This window comes from Rhizobium sp. No.120 (assembly GCF_054558365.1).
In genome coordinates, this window is record NZ_BAAJNQ010000001.1 from 939,903 (window position 1) to 966,444 (window position 26,542).

Genomic DNA, 26,542 nt, shown 5'->3' on the forward strand with positions numbered 1-26,542 from the left:
ATCAGCTGCGCAAACAAGGGTTCGCACGCGAATGAATCGCGGATTCGGCAAGATTGTTGCACAGTCCTGCAAAGGGAACGATTCACGGCTTTCGAAGGCTTGCCGTTTTCCGCCCGGAGTGCAACAACTGCCCCCAACGCAGGGCTGCCGCCCGTCACGTCGAGCTTCGGCGGCATTGCGTCACATCGGATGTTGCTGCGTTTTCAGGGTGGGCTGAGCGCAGTGAACGACTCATTGGAGGATTGTCGTGGAAAAGGCAGAAATCGGGCTAATCGGTCTCGCGGTGATGGGATCGAATCTGGCGCTCAACATTGCTGAAAAAGGCAACAAGATTGCAGTGTTCAACCGTACTCCTCAGGTGACGGATGAATTCTATGCGAATGCGGGCGCGCTCAAGGACAAGATCATTCCCTGCAAGACGATCGAGGAGTTCGTCGAGGCAATCCGTCCGCCGCGGCCGATCATCATCATGATCAAGGCCGGCGAGCCGGTCGACCAGCAGATGGCGGCGCTGCAGCCGCATCTGGACAAGGGCGACATCATGATCGACGCTGGCAATGCCAATTTCCGCGACACGATCGCCCGTTTCGACCGCCTCAAGGACACCGGCCTGACTTTCATCGGCATGGGCGTGTCCGGCGGCGAGGAAGGTGCGCGCCACGGCCCCTCCATCATGGTCGGCGGCACGGAAGACTCCTATAAGCGTGTCGAGAAGGTGCTGACCTCGATTGCCGCCAAATACAACAACGATCCGTGCGTGGCCTGGCTCGGCAATGACGGTGCAGGCCATTTCGTCAAGACGATCCACAATGGCATCGAATATGCCGATATGCAGATGATCGCCGAAATCTACGGCATCCTGCGCGACGGTCTCGGCAAGAGCGCCGCCGAGATCAGCTCGATCTTCGGGGAATGGAACAAGGGCCGCCTCAATTCCTACCTCATCGAGATCACGGAAAAGGTTCTTGCGGCGAAAGACCCTGCAACCGGCAGCGCCATGCCGGATGTCATTCTCGACAAGGCGGGCCAGAAGGGCACCGGCAAATGGTCCGTTATCGAAGCCCAGAACATGGGCATTCCTGCAACGGCCATCGAAGCTGCCGTTGCCGCCCGCAGCCTCTCGGCCATCAAGAGCCAGCGCGAGGCCGCCGAGGGGATCTTCGGTACGCCGGACTATAAGTTTCCGATCGCCTTCGGTCCCGATCTCTTGAAGGATCTGGAGCTGGCGTTGTTCGCCGCTAAGATCGGCGCTTATGCGCAGGGCTTTGCCGTCATGGCCGAGGCCTCGAAGGAGTTCAACTGGTCGCTGCCGATGCCCGTCATCGCCAAGATTTGGCGCGCCGGCTGCATTATCCGTTCGCAGTTCCTCGACGAGATCACCAGTGCCTTCACCAAGACGCCGGATGCGGCGAACCTGATCGTCACGCCGGCCTTTGCGGAAATGGTCAAGGAATCGATCCCGTCGCTGCGCCGCATCGTTTCGGCTGCGACGGCTGCCGGCCTGCCGGTTCCCGCGCTTGCGTCCGCCTTGACCTATTTCGACGCGTATCGCCAGGCGCGCGGCACCGCCAACCTGATCCAGGCGCAGCGCGACTTCTTCGGCGCTCACGGCTTCGATCGTGTCGATGGCAAGGATATCCACCACGGCCCGTGGGGCAGCGGCGCTCAAGGCTGATAAAGCAGTCGGATATCATTATCGAAAGGCCTGCCGGGAAATCTTGCAGGCTTTTTCCTTATCAGCTGTTTGACCATATGGCTGGGCTGATGCTTTGCAGAAGCTCAGGCTCCACGCCGTCGATGCGCGCGATGACGGCCTTGGCGAGTTCCCGACCGGCATGGCGGAAGTCTTCCGATGCCGTGATGATCTCGGGCCTGATCCAGCTCAGTACATCGGTCGATTGCTTGGCGACCATGTCGATGTCACGGCCGAGACGAAAGCCAGCGGCCTCGATTCCGCCATTGACGGCAATGGCGCCGCCGCTGCTGGAGCAGACGAAACCATCGGGTGCGTGCGGAGAGCGCATCAGGGCCTCGACCGTATCCTTGATCTCGGCAAGGGTATTGTCGGTGGTGATCCCGAGGGGGATCTCTTCCGCGCCATATTGATGCAAGCCCGTCTGGAATCCGATACGGGTATGCGAATAGTAGGTCAGCTTGCTGGAGGGCTGCAGAAGCGCCAAGCGGCGTCGTCCTTTGGCGACCAGCGCCCGCACGGCTTCGTGCGCGAAGGCTTCATTGTCGAAATCATGGAAGGGGTGAACGATGCCCATGTCCGTCCGCCCATGCGTGGCGAAAGGCATGCCACGATCATGCATGAGCGCAACACGGGTATCATTGGGTTCAGTGCGCGATATGATGACGCCGTCAGCTGAGCCCGTATCGAGGATGTAGCGTACCGGAACGAGTGGGTCCTTGCTATGCGAATGCGGTGTGATGACCAGATGATACTGGGTACCGGCAAGAACCTCGGAAATGCCGAAGACGATGTGGCTGGTAAAGCCCATGATATCTTCGTGCATGCTTAGCACCAGGGCGATAACGTTGGTCTTTCCGGTCCTGAGACGTACGCCGGCGCGATTGGGATGATATCCCAATTGCCGTGCGACCATGCGCACCCGCTCTTTTGTCTCGGCGCCGATGTCTGGAGCATCTTTCAAGGCGCGAGAGACGGTGGTTATCCCGAGCCCGGTCATAAAGGCGATCGTCTTGAGCGTCGGCCGTTCATGCGTGGATTGCGCTGTGCTGCTGCCGGAAATCTTCTTACTGTCCATGTCCTGCAATGCTGCCTCCCGCGACCAACCGCCTATATTGCCTGCGGCATTGCTGCAAGCATATTTGTGATGTGGTCGCCCCTTCCTCGTCTCGAAAATCTGTAACGATACAGTAGAAAAGTCGAGCACTTTTTCTCGTATCGAGAAAACTAATATATGCGAGGGTTTAATCCTTATCTTTTTTCCAAAATGCACAGATGCATGAGGAGGTTTCACGCGTTGAGTGAATGGTGTCGAAAATAGACGAAAATAATCAGTAAGTTAAACTTTCCTTCCGCTTTCGAATGGTGGGATGAATGGTAAGCGTTTTGGCTTATTCGAAAGAGGGTATATAATTTCAGGCGCCATATTTGAGTTTGCTGAAAAATTTTATGGGCGGGCGGTTGCGCGTTCAAAATGATTCGACTACGTTTTTCCGGCAACGTTTCAGTGAGGGAGGAGAACTCATGAATATTCGTTTGATGGCCGTTATGCTGGCCGCTTCAGTTGCGCTACCGCTGAGTGCGGCCAAGGCAACTGACCTGGAAGTAACGCATTGGTGGACGTCCGGTGGCGAAGCTGCCGCCGTGGCGGAATTGGCAAAGGCGTTCGACGCGACCGGCAATCACTGGGTCGATGGTGCGATCGCCGGCTCGGGCGGTACTGCTCGTCCGATCATGATCAGCCGCATCACCGGCGGCGATCCCATGGGTGCCACCCAGTTCAACCACGGTCGTCAGGCCGAGGAGCTGGTGCAGGCCGGCCTGATGCGCGATCTCACCGACGTCGCGACGCAGGAGCATTGGAAGGATATCGTCCGTCCGTCGAGCCTGCTTGATTCCTGCACGATCAACGGCAAGATCTATTGCGCGCCGGTCAATATTCACTCCTGGCAGTGGCTCTGGCTTTCGAATGCCGCTTTCAAGAAGGCCGGCATTCCGGTTCCGAAGAATTGGGATGAATTCGTCGCTGCCGCTCCCGCGCTGGAGAAGGCCGGCATCGTTCCGCTTGCCGTCGGCGGTCAGCCCTGGCAAGCAACGGGCGCTTTCGACGTGCTGATGGTCGCTATCGCCGGCAAGGACGTCTACCAGAAAGTATTCGGCGAGCGGGATGCCAAGTTGGCGGCTGGCCCGGAAATTGCGAAGGTCTTCAAGGCCGCCGATGACGCCCGCAAGATGTCCAAGGGCTCCAACGTTCAGGATTGGAACCAGGCCACGAACTTGGTCATCACCGGCAAGGCCGGCGGCCAGATCATGGGCGACTGGGCGCAGGGTGAATTTGCGCTCGCAGGTCAGAAGGCAGGCACCGATTACACCTGCCTTCCGGGTCTCGGCGTCAACGAAATCATCTCGACGGGTGGTGACGCGTTCTACTTCCCTCTGCTGAAGGATGAGGCGAAGTCGAAGGCTCAGGAAGCTCTCGCCAAGACGCTTCTCGACCCGAAGACGCAGGTTGCCTTCAACTTGAAGAAGGGCTCGCTGCCCGTGCGCGGCGACGTTGATCTTGCGTCCGCTAACGACTGCATGAAGAAGGGCCTGGAAATCCTGAAGAAGGGTAACGTGATCCAGGGTACGGACCAGCTTCTGTCTGCCGACACGCAGAAGCAGAAGGAAGATCTGTTCTCCGAATTCTTTGCCAATCCTTCGATGACGCCGGAAGCGGCCCAGAAGCGCTTCGTCGACATCATCGCTGCGGCCGAATGATCTCAATATTCTCGCTGTAGCGATACCGGCCTCCTCGTGGGGCCGGTATCGCGACCGGAACGCATCTCGCTAACCGGAACTACGGCGCTTCTTATCGGCAATCGACCCGCAGGATGTGATGGTTGACCGCCGGCGAGGAGGGAGCGGCAGGAACTGCGGTCTTTGACCCGGTCCTGATCATCGAAGCAGTCGCGCTTCAGAAAGAGGTAAAATGACGGGTCATGCGAAAGCCGGCCGGCCAAATCAATATCTGCGCAATTTGAATTCGAAGATTGCATCCATTCCAATGATCCTGACAGCTGTCGTCATCTTTTTGGGCGGCACGATCTGGACGGTCGTTTATTCCTTCACCAATTCCAAACTGCTGCCGCGCCTCAGCTTCGTGGGGCTGGATCAATATTACCGCCTGTGGGCAGCGCCTCGATGGAGCGTGTCCATCGAAAATCTGGCGGTTTACGGCATCTTGTCCCTGATCTTCAGTCTTGTCATCGGCTTCGTGCTGGCTGCGCTGATGGATCAGAAGATCCGGTTCGAAAACACCTTCCGCACGATTTTTCTTTATCCCTTCGCTCTCTCCTTCATCGTCACCGGCCTCGTCTGGCAGTGGCTGCTCAACCCCGAATTCGGCATCCAATCCGTCGTGCGTTCGCTCGGCTGGACGAGTTTTACCTTCGATCCGCTCTATACGCCGAGCATCGTGATCTACGGCGTGCTGATTGCGGCTCTTTGGCAGGGCACGGGGCTCGTGATGTGCCTGATGCTCGCAGGCCTGCGCGGCATAGACGAAGATATCTGGAAAGCGGCGCGCGTGGACGGGATTCCGATGTGGCGGACCTATCTTTTCATCGTCATTCCGATGATGCGCCCCGTCTTCATCACCACGCTGGTCATCATCGCCAGCGGTATCGTCAAGGTCTACGACCTCGTCGTCGCGCAAACAAGCGGCGGACCTGGCATCGCTTCCGAAGTCCCGGCGAAATACGTCTACGACTACATGTTCCAGGCGCAGAACCTTGGGCAGGGGTTTGCTGCTTCCACCATGATGCTGGTGACCGTTGCGATCATCGTCATCCCCTGGGCTTATCTGGAATTCGGCGGAGGGCGCAAACGTGTCTAATCCTGTTACTCTCAAGAATGTAGACGGCGGTGCCGCCTTGACGGAGAAGACGTTCTCCGGACCGAGTGGCCGCAAGCCGCGCCGGGTGATTTCCGGCCGCAATATCATGCTCTACGGAACGCTCTTCGTTGCCGCGGCCTATTACCTGTTGCCGCTGTATGTGATGATCGTCACGTCGCTGAAGGGGATGCCTGAAATCCGGCTCGGCAACATCTTCTCGCCGCCGCTCGAGATCACTTTCGAACCATGGGTGAAAGCCTGGGCAACGGCTTGTACCGGCCTCAATTGTGACGGTCTTTCCCGCGGTTTCTGGAATTCCGTGCGCATCACCGTGCCGTCGACGATCCTGTCGATCGCGATTGCTTCGGTCAACGGCTATGCGCTTGCCAATTGGCGCTTCAAGGGAGCCGATCTGTTCTTTTCGATCCTGGTGATCGGGGCGTTCATACCCTATCAGGTGATGATTTATCCGATCGTTATCGTGCTACGCGAAATCGGCATCTACGGTACGCTGACCGGACTTATCCTAGTGCACAGCATCTTCGGCATGCCGATCCTGACGCTGTTGTTCCGGAATTATTTCGCATCGCTGCCGGTGGAGCTTTTTAAGGCTGCGCGTATCGATGGCGCCGGCTTCTGGCAGATTTTCCTGCGCATCATGCTGCCCATGTCACTGCCGATCTTCGTCGTCGCCATGATCCTGCAAGTCACAGGCATTTGGAACGACTTTCTGTTCGGTGTCGTCTTCACCAGGCCGGAATATTATCCAATGACCGTCCAGCTCAACAATATCGTCAATTCCGTCCAGGGCGTGAAGGAATACAACGTCAATATGGCGGCAACGATCCTGACCGGTCTTGTTCCACTTATCGTCTATTTCGTCTCCGGACGGCTTTTCGTTCGGGGCATCGCCGCCGGCGCAGTGAAGGGGTGATCCATGAACAGCAGTGTTTCCATCAAAGACCTCTCGCTCGATTTCGGCGCTGTCACCGTTCTGAAAAACCTCAATCTCGAGATCAATGACGGCGAATTCCTCGTGCTTCTCGGTTCGTCGGGCTGCGGCAAGTCGACGTTGCTGAATTGCATTGCCGGCCTGCTCGATATCACCGAGGGGCAGATCTTCATCAAGAATAAGAACGTCACCTGGGAAGAGCCCAAGGATCGCGGTATCGGCATGGTGTTCCAATCCTATGCCCTCTATCCGCAGATGACGGTCGAGAAGAACCTGTCCTTCGGCCTGCGTGTCGCCAAGGTGCCGCAGGACGAAATCAACAAGCGCATCGCGCGTGCCGCCGAGATCCTGCAGATCCAGCCTCTGCTGAAGCGCAAGCCGGCCGAGCTTTCGGGCGGCCAGCGCCAGCGCGTCGCGATCGGCCGCGCCCTGGTGCGCGATGTCGACGTCTTTCTCTTCGACGAACCGCTCTCGAACCTCGATGCCAAGCTGCGCTCGGAACTGCGCGTGGAAATCAAGCGCTTGCACCAGTCGCTGAAGAACACGATGATCTATGTCACCCACGACCAGATCGAGGCGCTGACGCTTGCCGACCGCATCGCGATCATGAAGAACGGCGTCATCATGCAGCTCGACGATCCCACGACGATCTACAACGAGCCGCGCAATCTCTTCGTCGCGGGCTTCATCGGCTCGCCGTCGATGAATTTCCTCAAGGGCGAACTGGTCAACCGCGAAGGCAAGGTCGTCTTCGCGACCAATGACGTGCTGTTTTCTCTCGATGGCTACAAGGCCGGAGAGGCGCTGCAGGCCGGCCGCAAGGTCGTGCTGGGCGTTCGTCCCGAGCATATCAAGGTCAATGAAGCGGCCGCCTTCGGTACCGAGATCCACAACGCCACGGTCGATATCGAAGAGCCGATGGGCGCCGATAACCTGCTCTGGCTGAAGCATGCCGGCCATACCATGTCGGTTCGCGTCAACGGCTCGAGGCGCTTTGGCCCGGGTTCTGCCGTACAGCTTGGCTTCGACATGTCTCTCGCATCGCTCTTCGATGCGCAGACAGAACTCAGAATATGATCCCATGCCCGGAGGCGGCCCTGCCGCCTCCTACTTTGCAGCGGTCCGAGGAGGTCCGATGTCGTCTTCCATCAATGATAGCCTCTCCGTCGATCTGGCGGGATCGTGGATGCTAACGTCTCCCGACAGTGATCACTCTCTGTTCATGTCTCTGCCCGGTGATATTCATTCCGCGCTCCATGCCGAAGGGCTTATTCCCGATCCTTATTTTGCGCGGAACGAAGAGGTCGTGCAGTGGGTCGCCAAGCAGGACTGGGAGCTGACGCGCAGCTTTGTGCTCGATGATGCCGGCGGAGACTGGTATCTCGATATCGACTATCTCGATACTGTCGCCAGCGTCTACGTCAACGATGCGTTGGTGCTGGAGGGCAATAACTGTTTTCAGCGTTATCGCCCCGACGTCTCGAAAGTGCTGAAGGCGGGTGCGAACACCATTCGCATCGTCCTGCATTCGAGCATTTCGGCTGGCGCTGCCTTGCAGGCGAAGCAGCCTTTCTACATTCCCTACAGCACCGGCAATTCGCCGATCCCGAACGGCAACATGCTGCGCAAGCCGCAATGCCATTTCGGCTGGGACTGGAATGTCGCGATCGCGCCGCTTGGCCTCTACGGCACCATCGCACTGAAGAAGCTCGAAATCGCCCGTATCGAAAATGTCGTCACCCAGCAAATTCATAACGAGGACGGCTCGGTCGATCTCAAAGTGACGGTAGCGCTGTTTGCTAAGGGGACAGGCATCGCGCAGCTCTATTTCTCGCTTGATGACGAGCGGGTGCGCCTCGATGTCGGCGTCAATGCCGGCGAAACCTCAATCACCCACTTCTTCCATATCGACAAGCCTAAGCTTTGGTGGCCGGCAGGCAATGGCGAGCAGGCACTCTATACGCTTTCGGTGGAAACCAATTTCGAAACCGTCACGCGGCAGATCGGCCTGCGCACGGTCGAGTTGATCACCACTGAGGATGAAGCTGGCAGCCGTTTTGCCTTGAAGGTCAATGGCCGCGAGATCTTCGCCCGTGGCGCGAACTGGATTCCCGCCGACGCGCTGTTTTCCCGCTCCAACCCGGCGGCGACCGAAGACCTGCTGCAATCGGCCGTCGATGCAAACATGAATGCGATCCGTGTATGGGGTGGCGGCTTCTATGAGCATGACTGGTTCTACGACACCTGCGACCGCCTGGGCCTCATGGTGTGGCAGGACTTCATGTTCGCCTGCAATCTCTATCCGTCGACGGGCGATTTCCTCGAGAATGTCGAGGAGGAGGTTGGCTATCAGGTTCGCCGGCTTGCGACGCATCCTTCAATCGTTCTCTGGTGCGGCGACAATGAACTGGTGGGCGCACTCACCTGGTTCGAGGAGTCCCGCAAAGATCGGGATCGCTATCTCGTCTCCTACGATCGCCTGAACAGAACGATCGAGACGGCGATGAAGAAGGCCCTGCCGGATGCGATCTGGTGGCCGTCGAGCCCGGCTTCGGGTTATCTCAATTTCGGCGACGCCTGGCATGCCGATGGCTCCGGCGACATGCATTACTGGTCGGTCTGGCACGAGAACAAATCCTTCGACAATTATCGCTCCGTGCGGCCGCGCTTCTGCTCGGAATTCGGCTTCCAGTCCTATACCTCGCTGCCCGTCATCAAGACCTATGCGGAGGCGAAGGATATGAACATTGCTTCCCCAGTCATGGAGCTGCACCAGAAGAATGCCGGCGGCAACGAGCGCATTGCCGGCACGATGTTCCGCTATTTCCGCTTTCCCAAGGATTTCCCGAATTTCGTCTATCTGAGCCAGGTCCAGCAGGGCCTCGCCATCAAGACGGCCGTGGAATATTGGCGGTCGCTGAAGCCGCATTGCATGGGCACCATTTACTGGCAGCTCAACGACACCTGGCCTGTCGCCTCGTGGTCCAGCCTGGATTACGGCGGCCGGTGGAAGGTGATGCACTATCAGGTGCGGCGTTTCTTCCAGCCCGTGTCCGTCGCGGCCATTCCCTCGGAAGACAACAAGACGATCCGCTTCTCCCTGGTCAACGATACCAATGCCGATGTGGTAGTGGATATTTCCGTATCGCTGCTCAAGCTCGATGGCGAACGCGTGCCGCTGACGACAGCGCACGCCGTCTGTACGCCGGATGCTGCCGTTACGGCATTGTCGATCGATGCAGATCAGGTTCCGGCCGATTGTCTGCTGGCGTGGCGCTTCACCGCATCGAACGGCATGGGCGGCGAGGGGCACTATGTCCACGGCACCTACAAGGCGCTCGAGCTTCAGCCTGCCGGGCTGACCGTGCTGCGGGAGGAGAAAGAGGAAAACGGGACAGTGGAACTCACCGTCACCGCAAAGGGACTTGCGCTGTTCGTGATGATCGAGAGCGAGGCGGAGGGGCGCTATTCCGACAATGCCTTCGATCTCGCCGCCGGTGAGAGCCGCCGCGTCGTATTCACGCCGGCCAAGCCGCTCGCAAGCGGCGTGCCCGATTTCCGCATCTACGATTTGCAATCCAGCCAGTCGGTGGATTGAGCCATCGCGTCGCAGTGGCGACGCTTTCGGGCCCCCAAGCCCCAAGATAGACGGCCCGAGGGCCATTGGAGGACTATTGATGACGAAACTTGGATTTCAGATTTACAGCGCCCGCAATTTCCAGCCCTATTCGGAAATCTTCGTAAAGCTCGGCAAAGCCGGCTACGCCGAAGTCGAAGGTTTCGGCGGCATCTATGCCGATCTGGACGAAACCGGCCTCAAGAACCTGCGCGCCGAACTCGACAAGAACGGCCTGCGGATGGCAAGCGGCCATTTCAGCCCGGATTTCCTCGATGGCGAAGTGCAGAAGTCGCTCACCATCGGCAAGATCCTCGGCATGGATTCGATCTATGCGCCGCACATTGCTGCCGACCAGCGCCCGAAGGATGCCGCCGGCTGGCTCGCATTCGGCAAGCGTCTGCATGAAATGAGCAAGCCCTATAAGGATGCAGGCTTCGAGTTCGGCTGGCACAACCACGACTTCGAATTCGTCAAGCAGGCCGATGGCTCGCTGCCGATCGAGCAGATCTTCGAAGGCGCTCCGGATATCTCCTGGGAAGCCGATATCGCCTGGGTCATCCGCGGCGGCGGCGATCCCTTTGCCTGGATCGAAAAGTTGGGTCCGCGCATCACCGCCGTTCACGTCAAGGACATTGCGCCGGCTGGCGAGAACAAGAACGAAGACGGATGGGCCGATGTCGGTCATGGTACGGTTCCGTGGGCGAAGCTGCTCAAGGCGCTCGCCGGCACCAAGGCCAAGCACTTCGTCGTCGAACATGACAATCCGAGCGATGTCGATCGTCTGATCACGCGCTCCATCGCATCCTTCAAGAGCTTTTGAGGCACTTCCACATGGCTAAGGAACTTGGCGTCGGCATCATCGGATGCGGCAACATTTCAACAACCTATTTCTCGCTGGCACCGCTCTTCAAGGGCCTGAAGGTGCTGGCCTGCGCGGATATCAACATGGAAGCGGCGCGTGCGCGCGCCGAAGAATATAAGGTCAAGGCCCAGACGATCGACGAACTGCTCGCCAATGACGAGCTCGATGTCATCGTCAACCTGACCATCCCGGACGCGCATTTCCCGGTTTCCAAGCGCATCCTCGAAGCCGGCAAGCACGTCTACTCTGAAAAGCCACTCGTGCTGACGCTGGAGCAGGGCGAGGAACTGCGCCGCATCGCCAAGGAAAAGGGGCTGGCCGTCGGCTGCGCGCCCGATACCTTCCTCGGCGGTGCGCATCAGCTCGCCCGCAAATTCATCGATGACGGCGGCATCGGCCGCGTCACTTCGGGCGCATGCTATGTCATGAGCCCGGGCATGGAGATGTGGCATCCAAATCCGGACTTCTTCTTCCTGCCTGGTGGCGGCCCGATCCTCGATCTCGGCCCTTATTATATAGCCAATCTGATCAACCTGATCGGGCCGGTGAAGCGTGTTGGCGCGATGACTTCAATGGCATCGCCGACCCGCACCATTACCAGCCAGCCGCGACATGGCGAGATCATTCCGGTTAAGACGCCGACGACGATCCAGGCGCTTCTGGAATTCGTCAGCGGTGCCCGGATCACGCTGACAGCGAGCTGGGATGTGTGGTCGCACCGCCATGCCAATATGGAGCTCTACGGCACCGAGGGCTCACTCTATGTGCCCGATCCGAACTTCTTCGGCGGCACCGTCGAGGCGAGCGGCCGCGACAAAGACATCAAGCCGCTGGAAAACTGGGCGCATCCTTTCGGTATCGTCAATCAGGAAAGCCCGAACGGCTCGCGTGCCAACTATCGCACGGCTGGTCTTGCCGATATGGCGGCCTCGCTGATCGACGGACGTGATGCCCGTTGCTCGCTCGACCGCACGCTGCATGGCGTCGATGTCATGACATCGATCCTGAAGTCGGGCGAAGAAGGCCGTTTCATTGATCTCAGCACGACCTGCACGCAGCCGGCAGCGCTTGGCATCGAAGAGGCTCAGGCGCTCTTGAAGTAGGTGCTGGAAGAGCTAGTTTGCGCGCGGGAGACCAAACCCGCGCGCTTTTTCATCTCGAAGGAATTTCATCATGGCCTGGCAACCGGCATCCGATCGCTATTCGAAAATGAAATACAACAGGACCGGCCGTTCCGGTCTGAAGCTGCCGGCGGTTTCGCTGGGCCTCTGGCATAATTTCGGCGGCGACACGCCGCATGACCGCAAGGTCGATATGTGCCGCACGGCCTTCGATCTCGGTATCACCCATTTCGACCTCGCCAACAACTACGGACCGCCTCCCGGCAGTGCCGAGACGGCGTTCGGCGAGATTCTGCGCACCGATTTCGCGGGCTTGCGCGATGAGCTGATCATCTCCTCCAAGGCAGGCTATGACATGTGGCCAGGTCCCTATGGCGAATGGGGCAGCCGCAAATATCTGATCGCCTCCTGCGACCAGAGCCTGAAGCGCATGGGCCTCGACTATGTCGATATCTTCTATTCCCATCGCTTCGATCCGGATACGCCGCTCGAGGAGACCTGCGGTGCGCTCGATCACATCGTCCGCTCGGGCAGGGCGCTTTATGTCGGCATATCCTCCTATAACTCGCAGCGTACGCGTGAGGCTGCCGCCATCCTCAAGGACCTCGGCACGCCATGCCTGATCCATCAACCGAGCTATTCCATGCTCAATCGCTGGGTCGAGGATGACGGTCTGGTGGACACGCTGGAAGACCTCGGCATTGGCTCGATCGTCTTCTCACCGCTGGCCCAGGGCATGCTCTCGACCAAGTATCTCGGCGGCATTCCGGAAGACAGCCGCGCGGCGCAGAACCACTTCCTGAAGCGCGACTTCATCCGCCCGTCGATTATCGATAACATCAAAAAGCTCAACGAGATCGCCGAGAAGCGCGGCCAGACGCTGGCGCAAATGGCGATTGCCTGGGTTCTGCGCGGCGGCCGCATCACCTCTGCCCTGATCGGCGCCAGCCGTTCGTCGCAGATCGTCGATTGCGTCAAGGCTCTCGACAATCTCGACTTCACGGCCGAAGAGCTGAAGCAGATCGATGTCTATGCCAAGGAGGCGGACATCAATCTGTGGGCAAAGTCGGCTGAACGCGACTGATCATCATAAGACGCCCGAGACCTGGTTCCGGGCGTCTCATTTGTATGACCGCACATCGCCACATGTCGTGGTCTCTGGAGGGGAGAGTTTCATGATCCGCAATCCGATCCTGCCGGGGTTCAACCCCGATCCATCCATCTGCCGCGTGGGCGAGGACTATTATATCGCCACCTCGACATTCGAGTGGTATCCGGGCGTCCAGATCCATCATTCGCGCGATTTGGTGAACTGGACGCTCGTGAGGCGACCGCTGGAGCGCGCGTCGCAGCTCGACATGCGCGGCGAGCCCGATAGCTGCGGCATTTGGGCGCCCTGCCTCTCTTACGCGGACGGGCTGTTCTGGCTCGTCTATACCGACGTCAAGCGCTATGACGGCAACTTCAAGGATGCCCATAATTACATCGTGACCTCGCCAACCATTGAAGGTGAGTGGTCCGAACCAGCCTATGTGAACTCCTCCGGTTTCGACCCCTCGCTGTTTCATGACGACGACGGCCGCAAGTGGTTCGTCAACATGCAATGGAACCACCGTACCGAAAGCTATGGCGGTTCGCCGAAGACACCGGCCTTCGACGGCATCCTGCTGCAGGAATGGGACCCTGCGACGAAATCCTTGAAAGGGCCGATCAGGAACATCTTTGCCGGTACGGAGCTGGGGCTGGTCGAAGGCCCGCATCTCTTCAAGCGTAACGGCTGGTACTATCTGACCACGGCTGAAGGCGGCACCGGTTACGACCATGCCGTGACCATGGCCCGATCCCGCGATATTGCCGGGCCGTACGAACTGCATCCGAACAAGCACCTGATCACCTCGAAGGATCATCCGGAGGCGGCGCTGCAACGTGCGGGCCATGGCCAGTATGTCGAGACCCATGACGGGCAGTTCTACCATACCCATCTTTGCGGGCGGCCTTTGCCGCCGCATCGCCGCTGCACACTTGGCCGGGAAACGGCTCTGCAGAAATGCGTGTGGAAAGAGGATGGCTGGCTCTATCTCGAAAACGGCACCAGCGTTCCAGATGCCGAGGTCGCAGGCTTGAACGGCGCCGTGCCGGTCCAAAAGCCGCGCCGCAGCGGTTACAATTTCGATGAGGCCAGACTGCCGATGGATTTTCAGTGGCTGCGCACACCGCAGCCTGAACGCATTTTCAGCGTAACGGAACGTCCCGGTCATTTGCGGCTTTTTGCCCGTGAAAGCATCGGTTCCTGGTTCGAGCAAGCGCTCGTCGCCCGCCGTCAGGAACATCACAGTTTCCGGGCTGAAACGGTAGTCGAATTCCAGCCCGATACCTATCAGCAGGTTGCGGGCCTGACGCATTACTACAATCGCTTCAAGCTGCATGCCATTGCGGTGACCCTGCACGAGAAGCTCGGCCGCTGCGTCACCATCATGACGTGCCCGGGCGATTATCCGAATGGCCGCTTGAGCTTTCCGATCGACGGCGGCGTCGCCGTGCCGGATGGGCGCATACAGCTCGCCATGGAAGTGCGGGACAACGACCTGCAGTTCTTCTGGCAAGCCGAAGGCATGGGCGCATGGCAGGCGATCGGGCCAGTACTCGATGCCGGTGTCATCTCGGATGAGGGCGGGCGCGGCGAACACGGCTCATTCACCGGTGCTTTCGTGGGCATGTTCGCCTTCGACATCTCAGGCAGAGCAAAGACAGCGGATTTCGACTGGTTTAACTACGATGAATTGTGAGGCATCGAAGACTTGCGGACATGCGATGGAAAGTCTGCCTGTTGTTGCCTCTATTACGGAATTGTAATTCGACTGTCAGATGCGTTTCATGTCTGTCACGATAAGTTCGCGTGCAGATTCTGAAATGAGGAAACAACCAATGAGAAAAACCTTCGCAGTGCTTCTTGCGGCGACAGTCCTCGGGATGCCGCTGGCTGCGACAGCGCAGGTCAAGCCCGCTCCCGCCGGCAGGCAGACCGTTGTTCAGAAAGAGGTAGTGAAGAAGAAGGTCGTTATCCGCAAAGGCGGCTGGGTCAAGGGGCGCCGCCTGTCGGCTTCTGACCGCCGCCGCGCAACGGAAATCGACTATCGTGCCTTCCAGCTATCCACGCCTCCGCGCGGCTATCACTGGGTTCGCCTGAAGAACAACTTCCTCCTCGTTGGTATTACCAGCGGTTTGATCTCGAAGGTGCATGAGGCCCGGTAAGCCGGCTCGAGCTACTACCAAGCAAGTCAAGGGCGGCCGAGAACCGCCCTTTTTTCGTGCCCTAAAACTTATGAAAAAGCCTGAAACAAAAATCCCCGGCATCTCTGCCGGGGATCAAGGAGTCGTCTGGTCTCATTCTCAGTTCAGGCGGCCTGCTGCGTGGGCCAGCATGGTGTAGACCTTGCCCGTGTCCGAGGTGAGATAGGACTGCGTAATGGTGCGATCACGATCGGTACGCGCGACATCGGCGAGCAGCTTTTCGAAATCGGCGATGTAGCGATCGACTGCGGTGCGGAATTCCGGCTCACGGTCGTATTTGCGCTTGATCTCGTCGAAGGTCTGCTGACCCTTGAGCGTATAGAGCCGACGGGTGAACACGTCGCGTTCGCCGCGCTGGTAACGGCGCCACAGATCGACCGAGGCGTCATGATCGATGGCGCGGGCGATATCGACCGAAAGCGAGTTCAGCGATTCCACAACATGGCGCGGGTTGCGCGCGGCGGGGGCAGGAGCCTGTTCCGCCGGCGCCTTCGGCGCTGGTTGGCGGGTCGGCTGCAGACCGGCATTTTCATCGCGCGAAGCGCCACGCAGCAGATCGCTGATCCAGCCACCGCCAGCTGCTTCCTGGCGCGCGGGCGCCGGTTCAGCCGGGCGCTGCGGCTGTGCGGCCGGGCGCTCTGCGGAAAGCGATCCACGCAGGCCGAGGGACTCGATCGAAGGCGGCTGCTGCGGCGCCGGGCGCTGTGCGGGCTGCTGGGCGACTGGCGGCTGTGGCGCCGGTTGTTGCGGAGCAGGCTGTTGAGACCGCGGGGCTGCAGCTGCCGGGGCAGGCGCGGCGGGCTGCGGCCGTGGAGCAGGTTGTGCTTCGGCCAGCGCGCGAGCGGTCGGCTCGGAAATCTCCAGCTGCTGCGTCGAGCGGCCGACGATTTGCGAGATATCTTGAAGGGCCTTGATCTGCTCGGCAACCGCGCGGCGCATCGCTGCAGCGCTTTCCTTCGCTTCTTCTGGAAGGTCGAAGGCACCGCGCTTCAACTCGCTGCGGGTGAGATCAAGCTCACGGCGGATATCGCCGGCCGAGCGGCGGATCTCGTCCGTCGCACCGGCGAAGCGGCCGATCGCGTCATCGACTGCAACACGCAGGGTTTCACGCAGCTGATGAGCAGCCGTCTCGGAGGTCTTGCCGGCGTCGGCGAGCATCTGCTCGACCTCGGACAACGAGGCGGTGAGGCCACCGCGCAGGCGATTGGTGAGATCGCTGGAGCGGCGCTCGGCGTTGGCGAATGTGTTTTCGACAGCCTGGTTCGCTTCCTCGCCGGCCTTCTGCAATGCTGCGCGCATGTTTTCCGCTGCATCTTCGGCGCGCTTCTCGGCGTCGGAGAGAACGCGGCCGATATCGCCGAAGGAAGACTGCACGCTCTGGCGCAGATTACCGGTCACCTGGTTCGACCGCTGCTCGGCCCGGTCGAAAGCTGTTTCCACCATCGAGCCGAGGGCGCGCATGGTGTTCTCGATCTCTTCCGAGCGCTGAACGAGGCCGACGGCCAGGTTCTGCAGCGCCGTTTCGCGCTCTTCCAGCGTCGATACAAGGTTCGACTGGGCCGCGCCAAGGAGCTGAGACGCTTGCGTCAGCACCTTGGAATGATCGTCAAAGCGGCCAACGATACTGCCGACCTGCGAAAGAGTCTGGCCGGTGATCTCAGACAGCTTGTCGACCTTGCCTTCAAGGAGGCGGCTCGAAGCCGAAACCATCTCGCCGGCTTTTGCCGCGGATTCAGCGAAGCGCGACGAGGTTGCCATCAGTCGGTCATCGACGCTTGCAAATTCGCTCGCAGCATTGGACAGCAGTCCGGCGATCGCCGAGTTGTTGTCCGCTAGACGGGCGATGACACCATTGACACTCGCAAGCAGGTTGTTTTCCAGCGCGCTGACCGTGTTGACGGCATGCTCGGTGCGCGACGAAATCGCGTTGATCAGCGCGGCATTCTCGGCCCGCAGGCGCTCCGTGCTTTCCTGAGCTGCCGCCGTGATGAGAGCGGCGGCTTCCTGACCCGTTGCCGCGTAGCGATCGACGATGGGCCGAGCCTTTTCGTCGATGAGGCGCGACAGCTCGGTGGAGCGTCCAGCCAGCATCGAATTCAGCTCGCGGGTGCGCTCGTCGAGCGAGGTACGGATGGAGGAGCCACGAGCTTCCAGGGCCTTGTCGACATCGGCAAGCGTCGAGTCGATTTCGTGAGCGCGTTCCTCCAGCGAACTGCGGATCGCTGTGCTGCGCTCGTCGAGCGCGCGCTCGACTTGTGCCATGGTGGCGGCGATCTGCTCGCTGCCGCCGGCAAGCGTATTGCGGAGAGACGCGCCGCGGGCTTCCAGCGACTGTTCGGCCGAAGAGAGTGCCTGCGAGATCGTGTTGACTTGGTTGCTGACGAGGCCCTCGGCTTCGGCGACCTTGTTGACGATCGCGTTGCCTGCTTCCGAGAAGGTCTGGGCGACGGCTGCAGCCTGGCTTGCCAGCCGGTTCTGCGTTTCCGAGACGCGGTTGACGAGCTCGTCGGAGCGCTCGGTCATGGCGCGCGTAAAGGCATCGCTATGGCTGCCGAGGTTTTCGGCAAATTGCTGGCCAGTATTGGCGAGCAATTCAGCCGTGCGGGTCGCTTCCGTGTCCATGCCCTGCGCGGCATCGGCAACAGCCGTGCGCAGCGTCGTTGCAAGATTGGCAGCCTTGCCTTCGATCGTGCGATTGACCGCTTCGAGGCCGAGATTGAGGGCGCGATCCATGGTCGAAAGGCGCTCTTCGATGCGGGCAGCTGCGTGGCTGCCGCTGTCATCGATCTTTGCCGCACCGCTCGCCAGCGTATCGGAGAGGCGGTTGCCGGCGGCATCGACCTGGGCTGCAACGCCGGTGACGCCTTCATTGATGCGATTTTCGAGAGCCGACAGGCTGGCTTCGACCCGCGAGCCGGTCTCGGCAAAGCGGTTCGTCATGCCTTCGATCGACTGATTGAGGTTGGACGAGAAGGTTTCGGCCGAGCGGGCGATGTCGCCGGCGGCCTGCTGGATACGGCCGGCAATGTCGCCTGCACCGCTGTTCAGGCGCTCTTCCAACGTCCTTGCACTAGCGTCGATGGTCTGACGCAGCGAAGCCTCACGGTCCTCGAGCGACATTTCGAGCATGCTGGCGCTGGTGGCGATCGAGGTCCCGATGGCGGTCGTCTGTTCCATCAAGGTGTTGTCGATCTGCGCATGGGCGTCGCGCAGGGCAAGGTTGATCGCATTGCTGCGGTCTTCCAGCGTGGAACGCATACGCTCGTAGGCCGAGGCCAGGTTCTGATCCATCTGCGACAGACCGGCGCCAAGCGTGTTCTCCAGCTGACGGGCGGTGGTGCCGAGAACAGTTTCGACGCGGTCGCTATTGGTGCCGAGAATATTGGAGAGAGTGTCCGTATGGGCGGCGAGCGAGCGGTCGAGGCGTTCCTGGTTTTCGCTATAGGCTGCGCGAATGGCATCCGCCTTGTCGCCAAAGGCTCCGGCAACGCGGGATTCTGCGCCGGAGACGCTTTGGAGGAGCGCGTTGGCACGTTCCTCCAGGGCGCTTTCGAAGCGGTTCTGGTTTTCTGCAAGCGAGATTGCGAAGGCCATGCTCTTGTCGTCGAGCGTGTTGGTCAATGCCTCGTGGCCGCTGGTGACGGTATGGGCAATGGCCTTGGCGCTGTTGGAAAGAGTGTCTTCCAGCTTCGCATGGCCTTCCGAAAGAGCGACGGCGAGCGCCATCGTCCTGTCGTCGAGGCTGTTGACGATCTTGTCGTGAGTGCCGGCAACAGTTTCGGAGAGGGCGTCGAGACGGCTGGATACCGCATCCTCGAGGCGTGACTGGGTGTCCGAAAGCGAAATTGCGAGAGCCATCGCCTTGTCGTCCAGTGCATCGGCCAGCGCATTGTGGTTGCTGGCGAACGCGTTGGTGATCGCCTCGGCGCGATTGGCAAGCGTCGCTTCGAGACGCGACTGGCCGGAGGTCAGCGCATCGGAAAGCGCCCGTGTCTTGCCGTCCAGCGTGTCGGCAACGCGATCAGCATGGCCGGAGACGGTATCCTCGAGGCGGGCCTGGGCTTCCGACAATGCGATGGCGAGAGCCATAGCTCTGTCGTCCAGTGCTTCGGCCAAGGCATTATGGTTGCCTGCAAATGCCTTGATGATGGCCTCGGCGCGGTTCGCGAGGGTTTCGTCGAGACGAGCCTGTCCGGAGGTCAGCGCGGCGGCGAGGGCACTGGCCTTGCCTTCGAACGTGTCAGCGACGCGATCTGCGTGACCGGCAACGGTTTCCTCCAGCCGGGCCTGGCTCTCTGAAAGTGCGATGGCGAGCGCCATCGTCCTGTCGTCGAGAGCATTGGTGACGCTTTCGGCGTGACCCGAGACGGTGCTTTCGAGGCGAGCCTGACCCTCGGCAAGTGCGCGCGCCAGTTCGTTGGTCTTGGTATCGAGCGTGCCGGCAACCCGTTCCGCATGACCGGAAACCGTATCTTCCAGGCGGGATTGGCTTTCGGAAAGCGCGATAGCAAGCGCCATCGTCTTATCGTCGAGCGTGTCGGCCAGCTTGCTGTGGGTATCGGTCATGACGCTGGTGATCGCATCTGCGCGGCTCGCAAGCGTGTTTTCGAGGCGCAGTTGGCTCTCGGCCAGCGAAATGGCGAGCATCGAGGTACGCTCGTCCAGAGCGGCGGTCAGATGTTCATGAGAACCGCTGACGGCGTTGGTAATCGCTTCCGAGCGCTCGGCAAGCGTCTGCTCGAAACGGGATTGGTTATCGGCAAGCGCGCCGAACAAGGCGTTGCTGCGGGCGGCCATGACGGCATCGACCCGCTCGTGAGCAGAACTCAAAGCCTGCGTGATCTCGTTGGTGCGGGCAGAGAGGGTGTTGTTGATGTCGTTGGCGCGGCCGGTGAAGGCGGAGGTGAGTTCTTCCGTACCGCTTTGCAGCGCGGTCGAGACTTCGCGCGTCACACCCTGCACCGCAGAGGTAAAGGCGCTGGCATGCGAGGCAAGCGTGGTGTTGAGTTCGCTCGTGCCCGAGGTCAGGGCCGAGGAAATGCCTGTCGTGGCGTTCTGCAGCGCGGAAGTGATCTCGTTCGCCTTGGAGCCGATTGCGCTTTCCAATACCTCCTGGCCGGTTGCCAGCGTCGTTGCCAGAGCGAAGGACTGGTCGGTGAGATGCGAACCGAGGCGCTCAATGCTGGAGGTCAGGATGCCTTCCAGTGCCTCCGAATTGCTGCCAAGCGACTGATTGATGCGAGCAAGGCTTTCCGAGAGCTTGGTGTCCAGAGAGCCGGCGCGCTTGTCGAAGGCGGAGGCGAATTCCGACACGCGCTCGTCAAAGGTCGTCGAAAGCTGTGCGATCGTCGACTGGAAGCGCTCTTCGAAGAAGCCGGAGCGCAAGTCGATGTCCATGATGGCATCATCGGCTGTCGACTGCAGACTTTGGCGGAAGCTCGCGCCTTTTTCGTCGAGTGCCGTGTTGAGGCGGGACAGAACATTGTCCAGCGTGCCGGTGATGGACCGCTCGCCGCCGCTGAGGCTTTCGCTGATCTCCCTTGTGCGGGCAACCAGCGTTTCGTTGAGCTGGCGCGCACGTTCATTCAATGCGGAATTCAGCTTTTCGGTGTTTGCATCGAGTGTCGAAGCGCGGGTTTCGAACTGTCCGAGCAGGTCCTTGCCGCGTTCGGCAAGGGTCGACGATAGAGATTCCAGGCGGGAATCGAATTCATGGCTGAGAGCGAGGCCCGAGGCGTTGAGGTTCTGCAGCAGGCTGTCGGTCTTCGCGGAAAGCAGAGTGCCAAGGGCCTGGACCGCGGAATCCGACTTTTCCATCAGGGCGGCTGCGCGCGTGTCGATCATCGACGCGAAGGCTTCACCCGACGTGGAGAGGCGCACGGCGATTTCTTCGGTCGCCAGCGACAGGTCTTCCTTGATCTGATCGTGCACGCCCGAAATCGAAGAGCGGATACGCTCGGCATGATTGACGATGGCGTCGCGCTCTGCGCCGAGTTCGTGGACCAAGCCGCGCACGCGCAATTCGTTGTCGGCGTAGCTGCGCTCCAGTGCGTTGACCTCGGAATGGACGAGGGTTTCGAGCTCCGTCGCGCGTGCAATGGTGCGCTCGATGCCTTCGTTCATCGCCGAGACTTCGCGGCGAACGGCCTGACCGACCGTCATGATGCGCTCCGAAGCGACGGTTTCCGGCTCTACGAGACGTAGCGCGACTTCCGCCATGGAGCGGGCCGCATTGCGCATGTCATGCGCACGCGAGATCATCATGCCGAAAGCATAGAAAAGCAGTACCGGAACGATAATGCCGACGATGCAGGCGATGAGGCCCGGAAGGGCAGCGAGATCCGCGATCGAATGGATGTTCCGGATCTGAGCGCCATAGAGCATGAAGGCGAGGCCGGCCCCGCCGATGATCCAGAACAGAGAGACGATCGTGGCGTTTCGCACCGCATGGCTCTGCGAGGCTCCATCGAGCGCTCTCAATATACTAGCGGAACTTGCCCTATTGCCGTCATTGGCGGCAGCGAGGGTCGGGTTCCTCGGCGCCTCGGCAGGGCGGGGCGGAGGCGCAGGGGCTGCGGTGCTGCGTGCGCCGCCATTCTGGCGGGCGGCATCATCCCTGGTCTGCTTTATCGGCTGTTTCGGCGGCTCAGACACATTTTGCTCCGGGATATCGGGCGTAATGCCGCTGCGAGACTCTAAGCTCTCGTCACTGAAATCGATCTGCAAAGCTTCGTCCAATGCCTGGAAGGCCTTGTCCTCGACCGACTCGATGTACTTTTTGTTCGCCATGCGGTTACGCCTCGTTACAACTCACTCGGGCTTGCCGTGTCTTTTCCGGTAATTCCGCCGCGTCCGGAAAAGACGAACCCTGCCTCCCGTGGGGTCTTCCGTCCTCGGTCAACACCGAGCTTGGATTTCCCATTACATTCAGAGTGGATAACTGGTTTTTCAAACGGATGTTATGAAAACATTACCATCATCCACTTCCGGGGCAAAGGCATGTGCCATCCACCCAATTTACCAGTATCGTAGTGACACATTCCCCCAGTTATGACAATTAATTCCACCTTAAAGTCAGTGGATCATTAAGGGGCCATTAACCCTGTTTGGCTGTTCAATACTATGAAAACCCAAGATTTTGAGCATGTTTAACGCACGTTAACCATGTCCGGAGTTTTCGGCCCTCAATGTGCCAAAATTTAACGGGATGGCCATGCCCGAGCCGCAACTATGCGGCAGGTTCCTAAAACAGTCCTAGATATAAGACGGGAGCATTGGCACATGGCCGCTTTGAACATCGCATTTGAATCTCCGGACAATTCGCGGGGCGCGGCCCCGTCGCGGGAGCGGGCTATCGATCTTGTCCATCTCGGAAAGCAGACGATGGGTGATAAGGCGCTTGAGGTGGAGGTGCTGCAGATGTTCGCAAGGCAGGCGCGTTCCTGTCTGCAGGAGATCGGCAGCGGCGATTTGAAGCGCATGCAGGCTGCATCGCACAAGCTGAAGGGTGCTGCCAGCGCCGTTGGCGCTTTCCGCGTGGCGGATGCGGCCGGAGCGCTCGAAAGCAATGCCGGCGACGCCGCTCGCATGGCAGTTGTTACAGCCAGCGTGATCGAGGCCGAGAACTTCATTTTGAAGCTCTCGCGTTAAGTCGACCGCTCGAACGTCAATCTCATGCATTCTTGCGCCGCCAGACGGTAAAACCCGTTTCGGCGGCGCAAATGTTGACTGCTCCGGCGAATTGTTGGAAGTAAAATCCCCATCGTCCTTCATTCAAGCAATTCGGAATCCACCCACATGACCAAATTGACCATCGTCGCCTTCGACGGCACGCGCTTTGACCTCAATGTCGACGAGGGCTCCACCGTGATGGAAAATGCAGTGCGTAATTCCGTTCCGGGTATCGAAGCGGAGTGCGGCGGCGCGTGCGCCTGTGCCACCTGTCATGTCTATGTCGACGAGGAATGGACCGAAAAGGTCGGCGGCCCGGAAGCCATGGAAGAAGACATGCTCGATTTTGCCTTCGACGTCCGCTCGAATTCGCGGCTTTCCTGTCAGATCAAGATGAAGAGCGCGCTTGACGGGCTCGTCGTGCATGTGCCGGAGCGCCAGGCCTGAGGCAGTGCTCCGACGCGCCTTCCGGCGTTTCCTCGGCTAGATCTCCTGTAGGCACTTATCACTCAAAAAGATGCCCCGCTCAGCCAGTGCAGCGAGCGAGGCGAGGCGGGCGCATCACCACAGGCAAGGGAGGAAACACCTGCGGCTTCAGGACGCGCCAGGAGAACACTTAGCGCATGCTTTGAAAAACAAACCCGACTGCGCCAACGAGCGAATAGCCCCGCCGACGCAGGCACTCGAAATCGATCTTTATGAGCCTCTCGCCCGGCCTTTTTCGAATCAACCAGTGCGTTTGTCTCTGTAATTGATAGGAAAAACCTATTTCAGATTCTCGTAAAGTTCAAAGAGGGGCGAGATCACACGATTCACAACATATAGTGACCTATTTCCCACAGTCGTTATTACTCGATCGCTTTTTGTGGTGAGTGCGGCTCTTCGGGCTACTGCGAATTGCCTTGTCGGCTGCGATAATAGAGCAGCCTCTGAATGCGGCTCGAAAAATTGAGCGCTTCTATGCGGTCGAAGCGCGCCTGATCGGCGTCGTGCCGCTCTGTTTCGCGGGATGTCACCGCGTTTGCCCGTTCCTGCAGCGTATCGCAATTGCTGGCCGATGGCAGAGCTAGGATCTGTTTTTCCATCTGTCGCGCATGCTGGCGGGCGATTTCGACATGCCGATCCTCATGGCGCCGGATATCGCCGGCAAGAGTATCCCAGATCACCGAAAGCTGCTTGGTGGCGCCGCGCCGGTCGCGCCAACGTGGCAGGATGATTTCCGTATCGACCGTTACCTTGACGCTGGAAATATGACAGCGGCCGTTTGCTTCGCTGTAGGTCGCGCTGCCACCGAAGCGGATCTTTGTCGCACCGGGATGGTGGCTGCTGGAGCCTATCGCCAGCGGGCCGCGCTGATTCAAGGCTGCATCGAGTTCGTCGGCGGTGCTGCCTTTGATGTCGAAATAGGAAATGGATTTGCGGGCGATGACTTCCGCACCGGCCACAGCGGGCATGCAGATTGTGAGCAGCAATGCACACGAAAGACTGAACTTATGGGACGCAAGCGGCATTCGTGTCGCTACCATGTTGAACTTCTGTGAACCTTGCGGCATAGCCACTGTGAGCGCAATATCAAGCGTAAGGTTTTTTCCTTTTCAATGGGATGGACAGTTCGTGACGGAGCTTCGCAGCCAAACTTGGCATGTCGCGCATGGCCGCAGCATCGATGTCGGCGGGCAGAGCGTCATTATGGCGATCGTCAATGTGACGCCGGATTCCTTTTCCGACGGCGGTCACTATGAGGCCGTCGATGCGGCTGTTGCCCATGCGTTGGCTTGCGTTGAGGACGGGGCTGCCATCATCGATATTGGTGGTGAATCGACCAAGCCGGGCGCTGCCCCCGTCAACGCCACCGAGGAGCAGGGACGGGTATTGCCCGTCATCGAAGCCCTGCGTGGGAGGACTGATGCTCTGATCTCGGTCGACACGTACCGTGCCGATACGGCGCGGCTGGCGATTGGAGCAGGTGCTCATATCGTCAATGATGTCTTCGGCCTGCAGCGCGAGCCTGACATCGCCGCCGTGGCGGCGCAGACGGGCGCCGGTCTGTGCATCATGCATACCGGCCGTAACCGGCAGAAGCTGCCTGATGTCATCGATGACCAGCTTCTATTTCTCAATCGCTCGCTCGAGATCGCTGCCGCCTCAGGCGTGGACAGGCGGACGATCGTACTCGATCCGGGTTTCGGCTTTGCCAAGGAAAACGCCGAGGAAAATTTGGAGCTCATGGCGCGTTTCAATGCCCTGCTGCACTTCGACCTGCCCCTGTTGGTCGGCACTTCGCGCAAGCGGTTCGTGGGCACGATAACCGGTCGCGAAGCAGCTGATCGCGATGTCGGCACTGCCGCAACCAGTGCAATCCTGCGATTGCAGGGAGCTGCGATATTCCGCGTACACAATGTCGCAATCAACAGGGACGCGCTGGCGGTCGCGGATGCTATTCTCAGGACGCGCGCGAGACTTAAAACATGATACTCGGATCCAGGGAGCGGTTTTCGGACGCGATCGCGCCTGTTCGAAACGGAGATACGCCATGAGCGCTGTGACATATACCATTACTCTGCAGAATTGCGCCTTTTTTGCCCGGCACGGCGTCCATGATGAGGAGGAGTTCCTAGGTCAGCGCTTCTTCGTTGATGCCGAACTCGATGTCGAGGCCGGCGATGCGTTGGAGCAGGATTCGATCGACGATACGGTCAATTACGGCATCGCTTTTAGCGTCATCGAGGAAATCGTGACTGGCCGCCGGCGTTATCTGATAGAGGCGCTGGCGCTCGATGTGGCGAAGGAACTATGCCGACGTTTTCCGAGTATCCGCCGCGCTAAAATCACGGTACGCAAGCCCAATGCCCCGGTTCCGGGCGTTCTCGATTATGTACAGGTGAGCATTGAGCATTTTGCCTGAGGGGGTAGCCGTGCGGACGACGCTCGGTTTGGGCGGCAATCTGGACAACCCGATCCACGCCATGGCGCTTGCCCTGCGCACGCTGGACGCGCATGCTGATTGTCAGGTGGTTTCGGTGTCGCGGCTTTACCGCACGCCGCCTTGGGGCAAGACGGACCAATCCTTCTTCTACAATTCCTGTGCTGCCGTCGATACTACGCTTTCGCCGGAAGCCCTGCTTGATGTGTGTCTCGATATAGAGCGGCAGATGAAGCGGGTGCGGATCGAGCGCTGGGGGCCGCGCACGATCGATATCGACGTGCTGACCTATGGAGAGCTGGAACAGGCTGAGCCGCTGCTCACCATTCCGCATCCGCGAATGGTCGAGCGTGGTTTCGTGCTGATGCCGCTTGCCGATTTTGCAGAGGATCTCGTCGTCAACGGCCGCAAGATCAGCGACTGGTTGCGGGAGGTCGATGTCGAGGGCATCGAGGTTGCGGATGAAAACCGTGACTGGTGGCGAACCGCCTGAATCGCAATATGAAAAAAGCAAAAGGCCGGCGAGTTTGCCA

The 26,542-nt window shown here is 59.6% G+C and carries 19 protein-coding genes; 16 read left to right on the forward strand and 3 right to left on the reverse strand.

Annotated features, from left to right (window positions below):
- The first annotated feature begins 247 nt into the window (after positions 1-247).
- The gene (gene gndA / locus ACYJRZ_RS04715; protein WP_459456550.1) at positions 248-1,675 is read left to right on the forward strand and encodes an NADP-dependent phosphogluconate dehydrogenase; all 1,428 of its coding nucleotides are present in this window, start codon (positions 248-250) and stop codon (positions 1,673-1,675) included.
- Between the two features lie 61 nt (positions 1,676-1,736).
- On the opposite strand, the gene ACYJRZ_RS04720 is transcribed toward gndA, so the two are convergent.
- The gene (locus ACYJRZ_RS04720) at positions 1,737-2,771 is read right to left on the reverse strand and encodes a LacI family transcriptional regulator (RefSeq protein ID WP_459456552.1); all 1,035 of its coding nucleotides are present in this window, start codon (positions 2,769-2,771) and stop codon (positions 1,737-1,739) included.
- A gap of 446 nt (positions 2,772-3,217) precedes the next feature.
- On the opposite strand from ACYJRZ_RS04720, the gene ACYJRZ_RS04725 reads away from it, so the two are divergent.
- The 10 genes from ACYJRZ_RS04725 to ACYJRZ_RS04770 all read left to right on the forward strand — a co-directional run bounded on the left by ACYJRZ_RS04725 (position 3,218) and on the right by ACYJRZ_RS04770 (position 15,376).
- Complete coding sequence (locus tag ACYJRZ_RS04725) at positions 3,218-4,453, forward strand: ABC transporter substrate-binding protein (protein ID WP_459456554.1); 1,236 nt, start codon at positions 3,218-3,220, stop codon at positions 4,451-4,453.
- Between the two features lie 211 nt (positions 4,454-4,664).
- Positions 4,665-5,570 (forward strand): carbohydrate ABC transporter permease, encoded by a 906-nt coding sequence (locus ACYJRZ_RS04730; RefSeq protein ID WP_459456556.1) that lies wholly within the window; start codon positions 4,665-4,667, stop codon positions 5,568-5,570.
- Positions 5,571-5,607: 37 nt separating this feature from the next.
- Positions 5,608-6,504: a carbohydrate ABC transporter permease gene (locus tag ACYJRZ_RS04735; RefSeq protein WP_459456947.1), complete on the forward strand. Its 897-nt coding sequence runs from the start codon at positions 5,608-5,610 to the stop codon at positions 6,502-6,504.
- A gap of 3 nt (positions 6,505-6,507) precedes the next feature.
- On the forward strand, positions 6,508-7,599 hold the full coding sequence (locus ACYJRZ_RS04740) for an ABC transporter ATP-binding protein (protein ID WP_459456558.1): 1,092 nt from the start codon (positions 6,508-6,510) through the stop codon (positions 7,597-7,599).
- Between the two features lie 58 nt (positions 7,600-7,657).
- Positions 7,658-10,120 carry a beta-mannosidase gene (locus tag ACYJRZ_RS04745; RefSeq protein WP_459456560.1) on the forward strand — a complete coding sequence of 821 codons (2,463 nt, stop codon included), beginning with the start codon at positions 7,658-7,660 and terminating at the stop codon, positions 10,118-10,120.
- Between the two features lie 79 nt (positions 10,121-10,199).
- On the forward strand, positions 10,200-10,961 hold the full coding sequence (locus ACYJRZ_RS04750) for a sugar phosphate isomerase/epimerase family protein (RefSeq protein ID WP_459456562.1): 762 nt from the start codon (positions 10,200-10,202) through the stop codon (positions 10,959-10,961).
- An 11-nt stretch (positions 10,962-10,972) separates the two neighbouring features.
- Entirely contained in the window at positions 10,973-12,106 is a 1,134-nt protein-coding gene (locus ACYJRZ_RS04755) for a Gfo/Idh/MocA family protein (RefSeq protein WP_459456564.1), read from the forward strand.
- 70 nt (positions 12,107-12,176) lie between these two features.
- Positions 12,177-13,208, forward strand: coding sequence for an L-glyceraldehyde 3-phosphate reductase (gene mgrA, locus ACYJRZ_RS04760; RefSeq protein ID WP_183870562.1), 1,032 nt, complete (start codon positions 12,177-12,179; stop codon positions 13,206-13,208).
- Between the two features lie 91 nt (positions 13,209-13,299).
- The gene (locus ACYJRZ_RS04765; protein WP_459456566.1) at positions 13,300-14,910 is read left to right on the forward strand and encodes a glycoside hydrolase family 43 protein; all 1,611 of its coding nucleotides are present in this window, start codon (positions 13,300-13,302) and stop codon (positions 14,908-14,910) included.
- Positions 14,911-15,049: 139 nt separating this feature from the next.
- Complete coding sequence (locus ACYJRZ_RS04770) at positions 15,050-15,376, forward strand: RcnB family protein (RefSeq protein WP_459456568.1); 327 nt, start codon at positions 15,050-15,052, stop codon at positions 15,374-15,376.
- Positions 15,377-15,514: 138 nt separating this feature from the next.
- Here the strand turns inward: ACYJRZ_RS04770 and ACYJRZ_RS04775 are convergent, their stop codons facing one another.
- On the reverse strand, positions 15,515-22,204 hold the full coding sequence (locus tag ACYJRZ_RS04775) for an apolipoprotein A-IV repeat region-like domain-containing protein (protein WP_459456570.1): 6,690 nt from the start codon (positions 22,202-22,204) through the stop codon (positions 15,515-15,517).
- Positions 22,205-22,696: 492 nt separating this feature from the next.
- Here ACYJRZ_RS04775 and ACYJRZ_RS04780 point away from each other — a divergent pair, with 492 nt between their 5' ends.
- Positions 22,697-23,065, forward strand: coding sequence for an Hpt domain-containing protein (locus tag ACYJRZ_RS04780; protein WP_459456572.1), 369 nt, complete (start codon positions 22,697-22,699; stop codon positions 23,063-23,065).
- Positions 23,066-23,212: 147 nt separating this feature from the next.
- On the forward strand, positions 23,213-23,533 hold the full coding sequence (locus ACYJRZ_RS04785; protein WP_459456574.1) for a 2Fe-2S iron-sulfur cluster-binding protein: 321 nt from the start codon (positions 23,213-23,215) through the stop codon (positions 23,531-23,533).
- Positions 23,534-23,973: 440 nt separating this feature from the next.
- On the opposite strand, the gene ACYJRZ_RS04790 is transcribed toward ACYJRZ_RS04785, so the two are convergent.
- On the reverse strand, positions 23,974-24,597 hold the full coding sequence (locus ACYJRZ_RS04790; protein ID WP_459456949.1) for a DUF922 domain-containing Zn-dependent protease: 624 nt from the start codon (positions 24,595-24,597) through the stop codon (positions 23,974-23,976).
- Between the two features lie 103 nt (positions 24,598-24,700).
- Between ACYJRZ_RS04790 and folP the strand changes: the two genes are divergently transcribed.
- The 3 genes from folP to folK all read left to right on the forward strand — a co-directional run bounded on the left by folP (position 24,701) and on the right by folK (position 26,502).
- Positions 24,701-25,558, forward strand: a complete 858-nt coding sequence (gene folP / locus ACYJRZ_RS04795; protein ID WP_459456576.1) for a dihydropteroate synthase — start codon at positions 24,701-24,703, stop codon at positions 25,556-25,558.
- Positions 25,559-25,619: 61 nt separating this feature from the next.
- Positions 25,620-25,991: a dihydroneopterin aldolase gene (gene folB, locus ACYJRZ_RS04800; RefSeq protein WP_459456578.1), complete on the forward strand. Its 372-nt coding sequence runs from the start codon at positions 25,620-25,622 to the stop codon at positions 25,989-25,991.
- Between the two features lie 10 nt (positions 25,992-26,001).
- Positions 26,002-26,502, forward strand: a complete 501-nt coding sequence (folK, locus tag ACYJRZ_RS04805) for a 2-amino-4-hydroxy-6-hydroxymethyldihydropteridine diphosphokinase (protein WP_459456581.1) — start codon at positions 26,002-26,004, stop codon at positions 26,500-26,502.
- Positions 26,503-26,542: the final 40 nt, after the last annotated feature.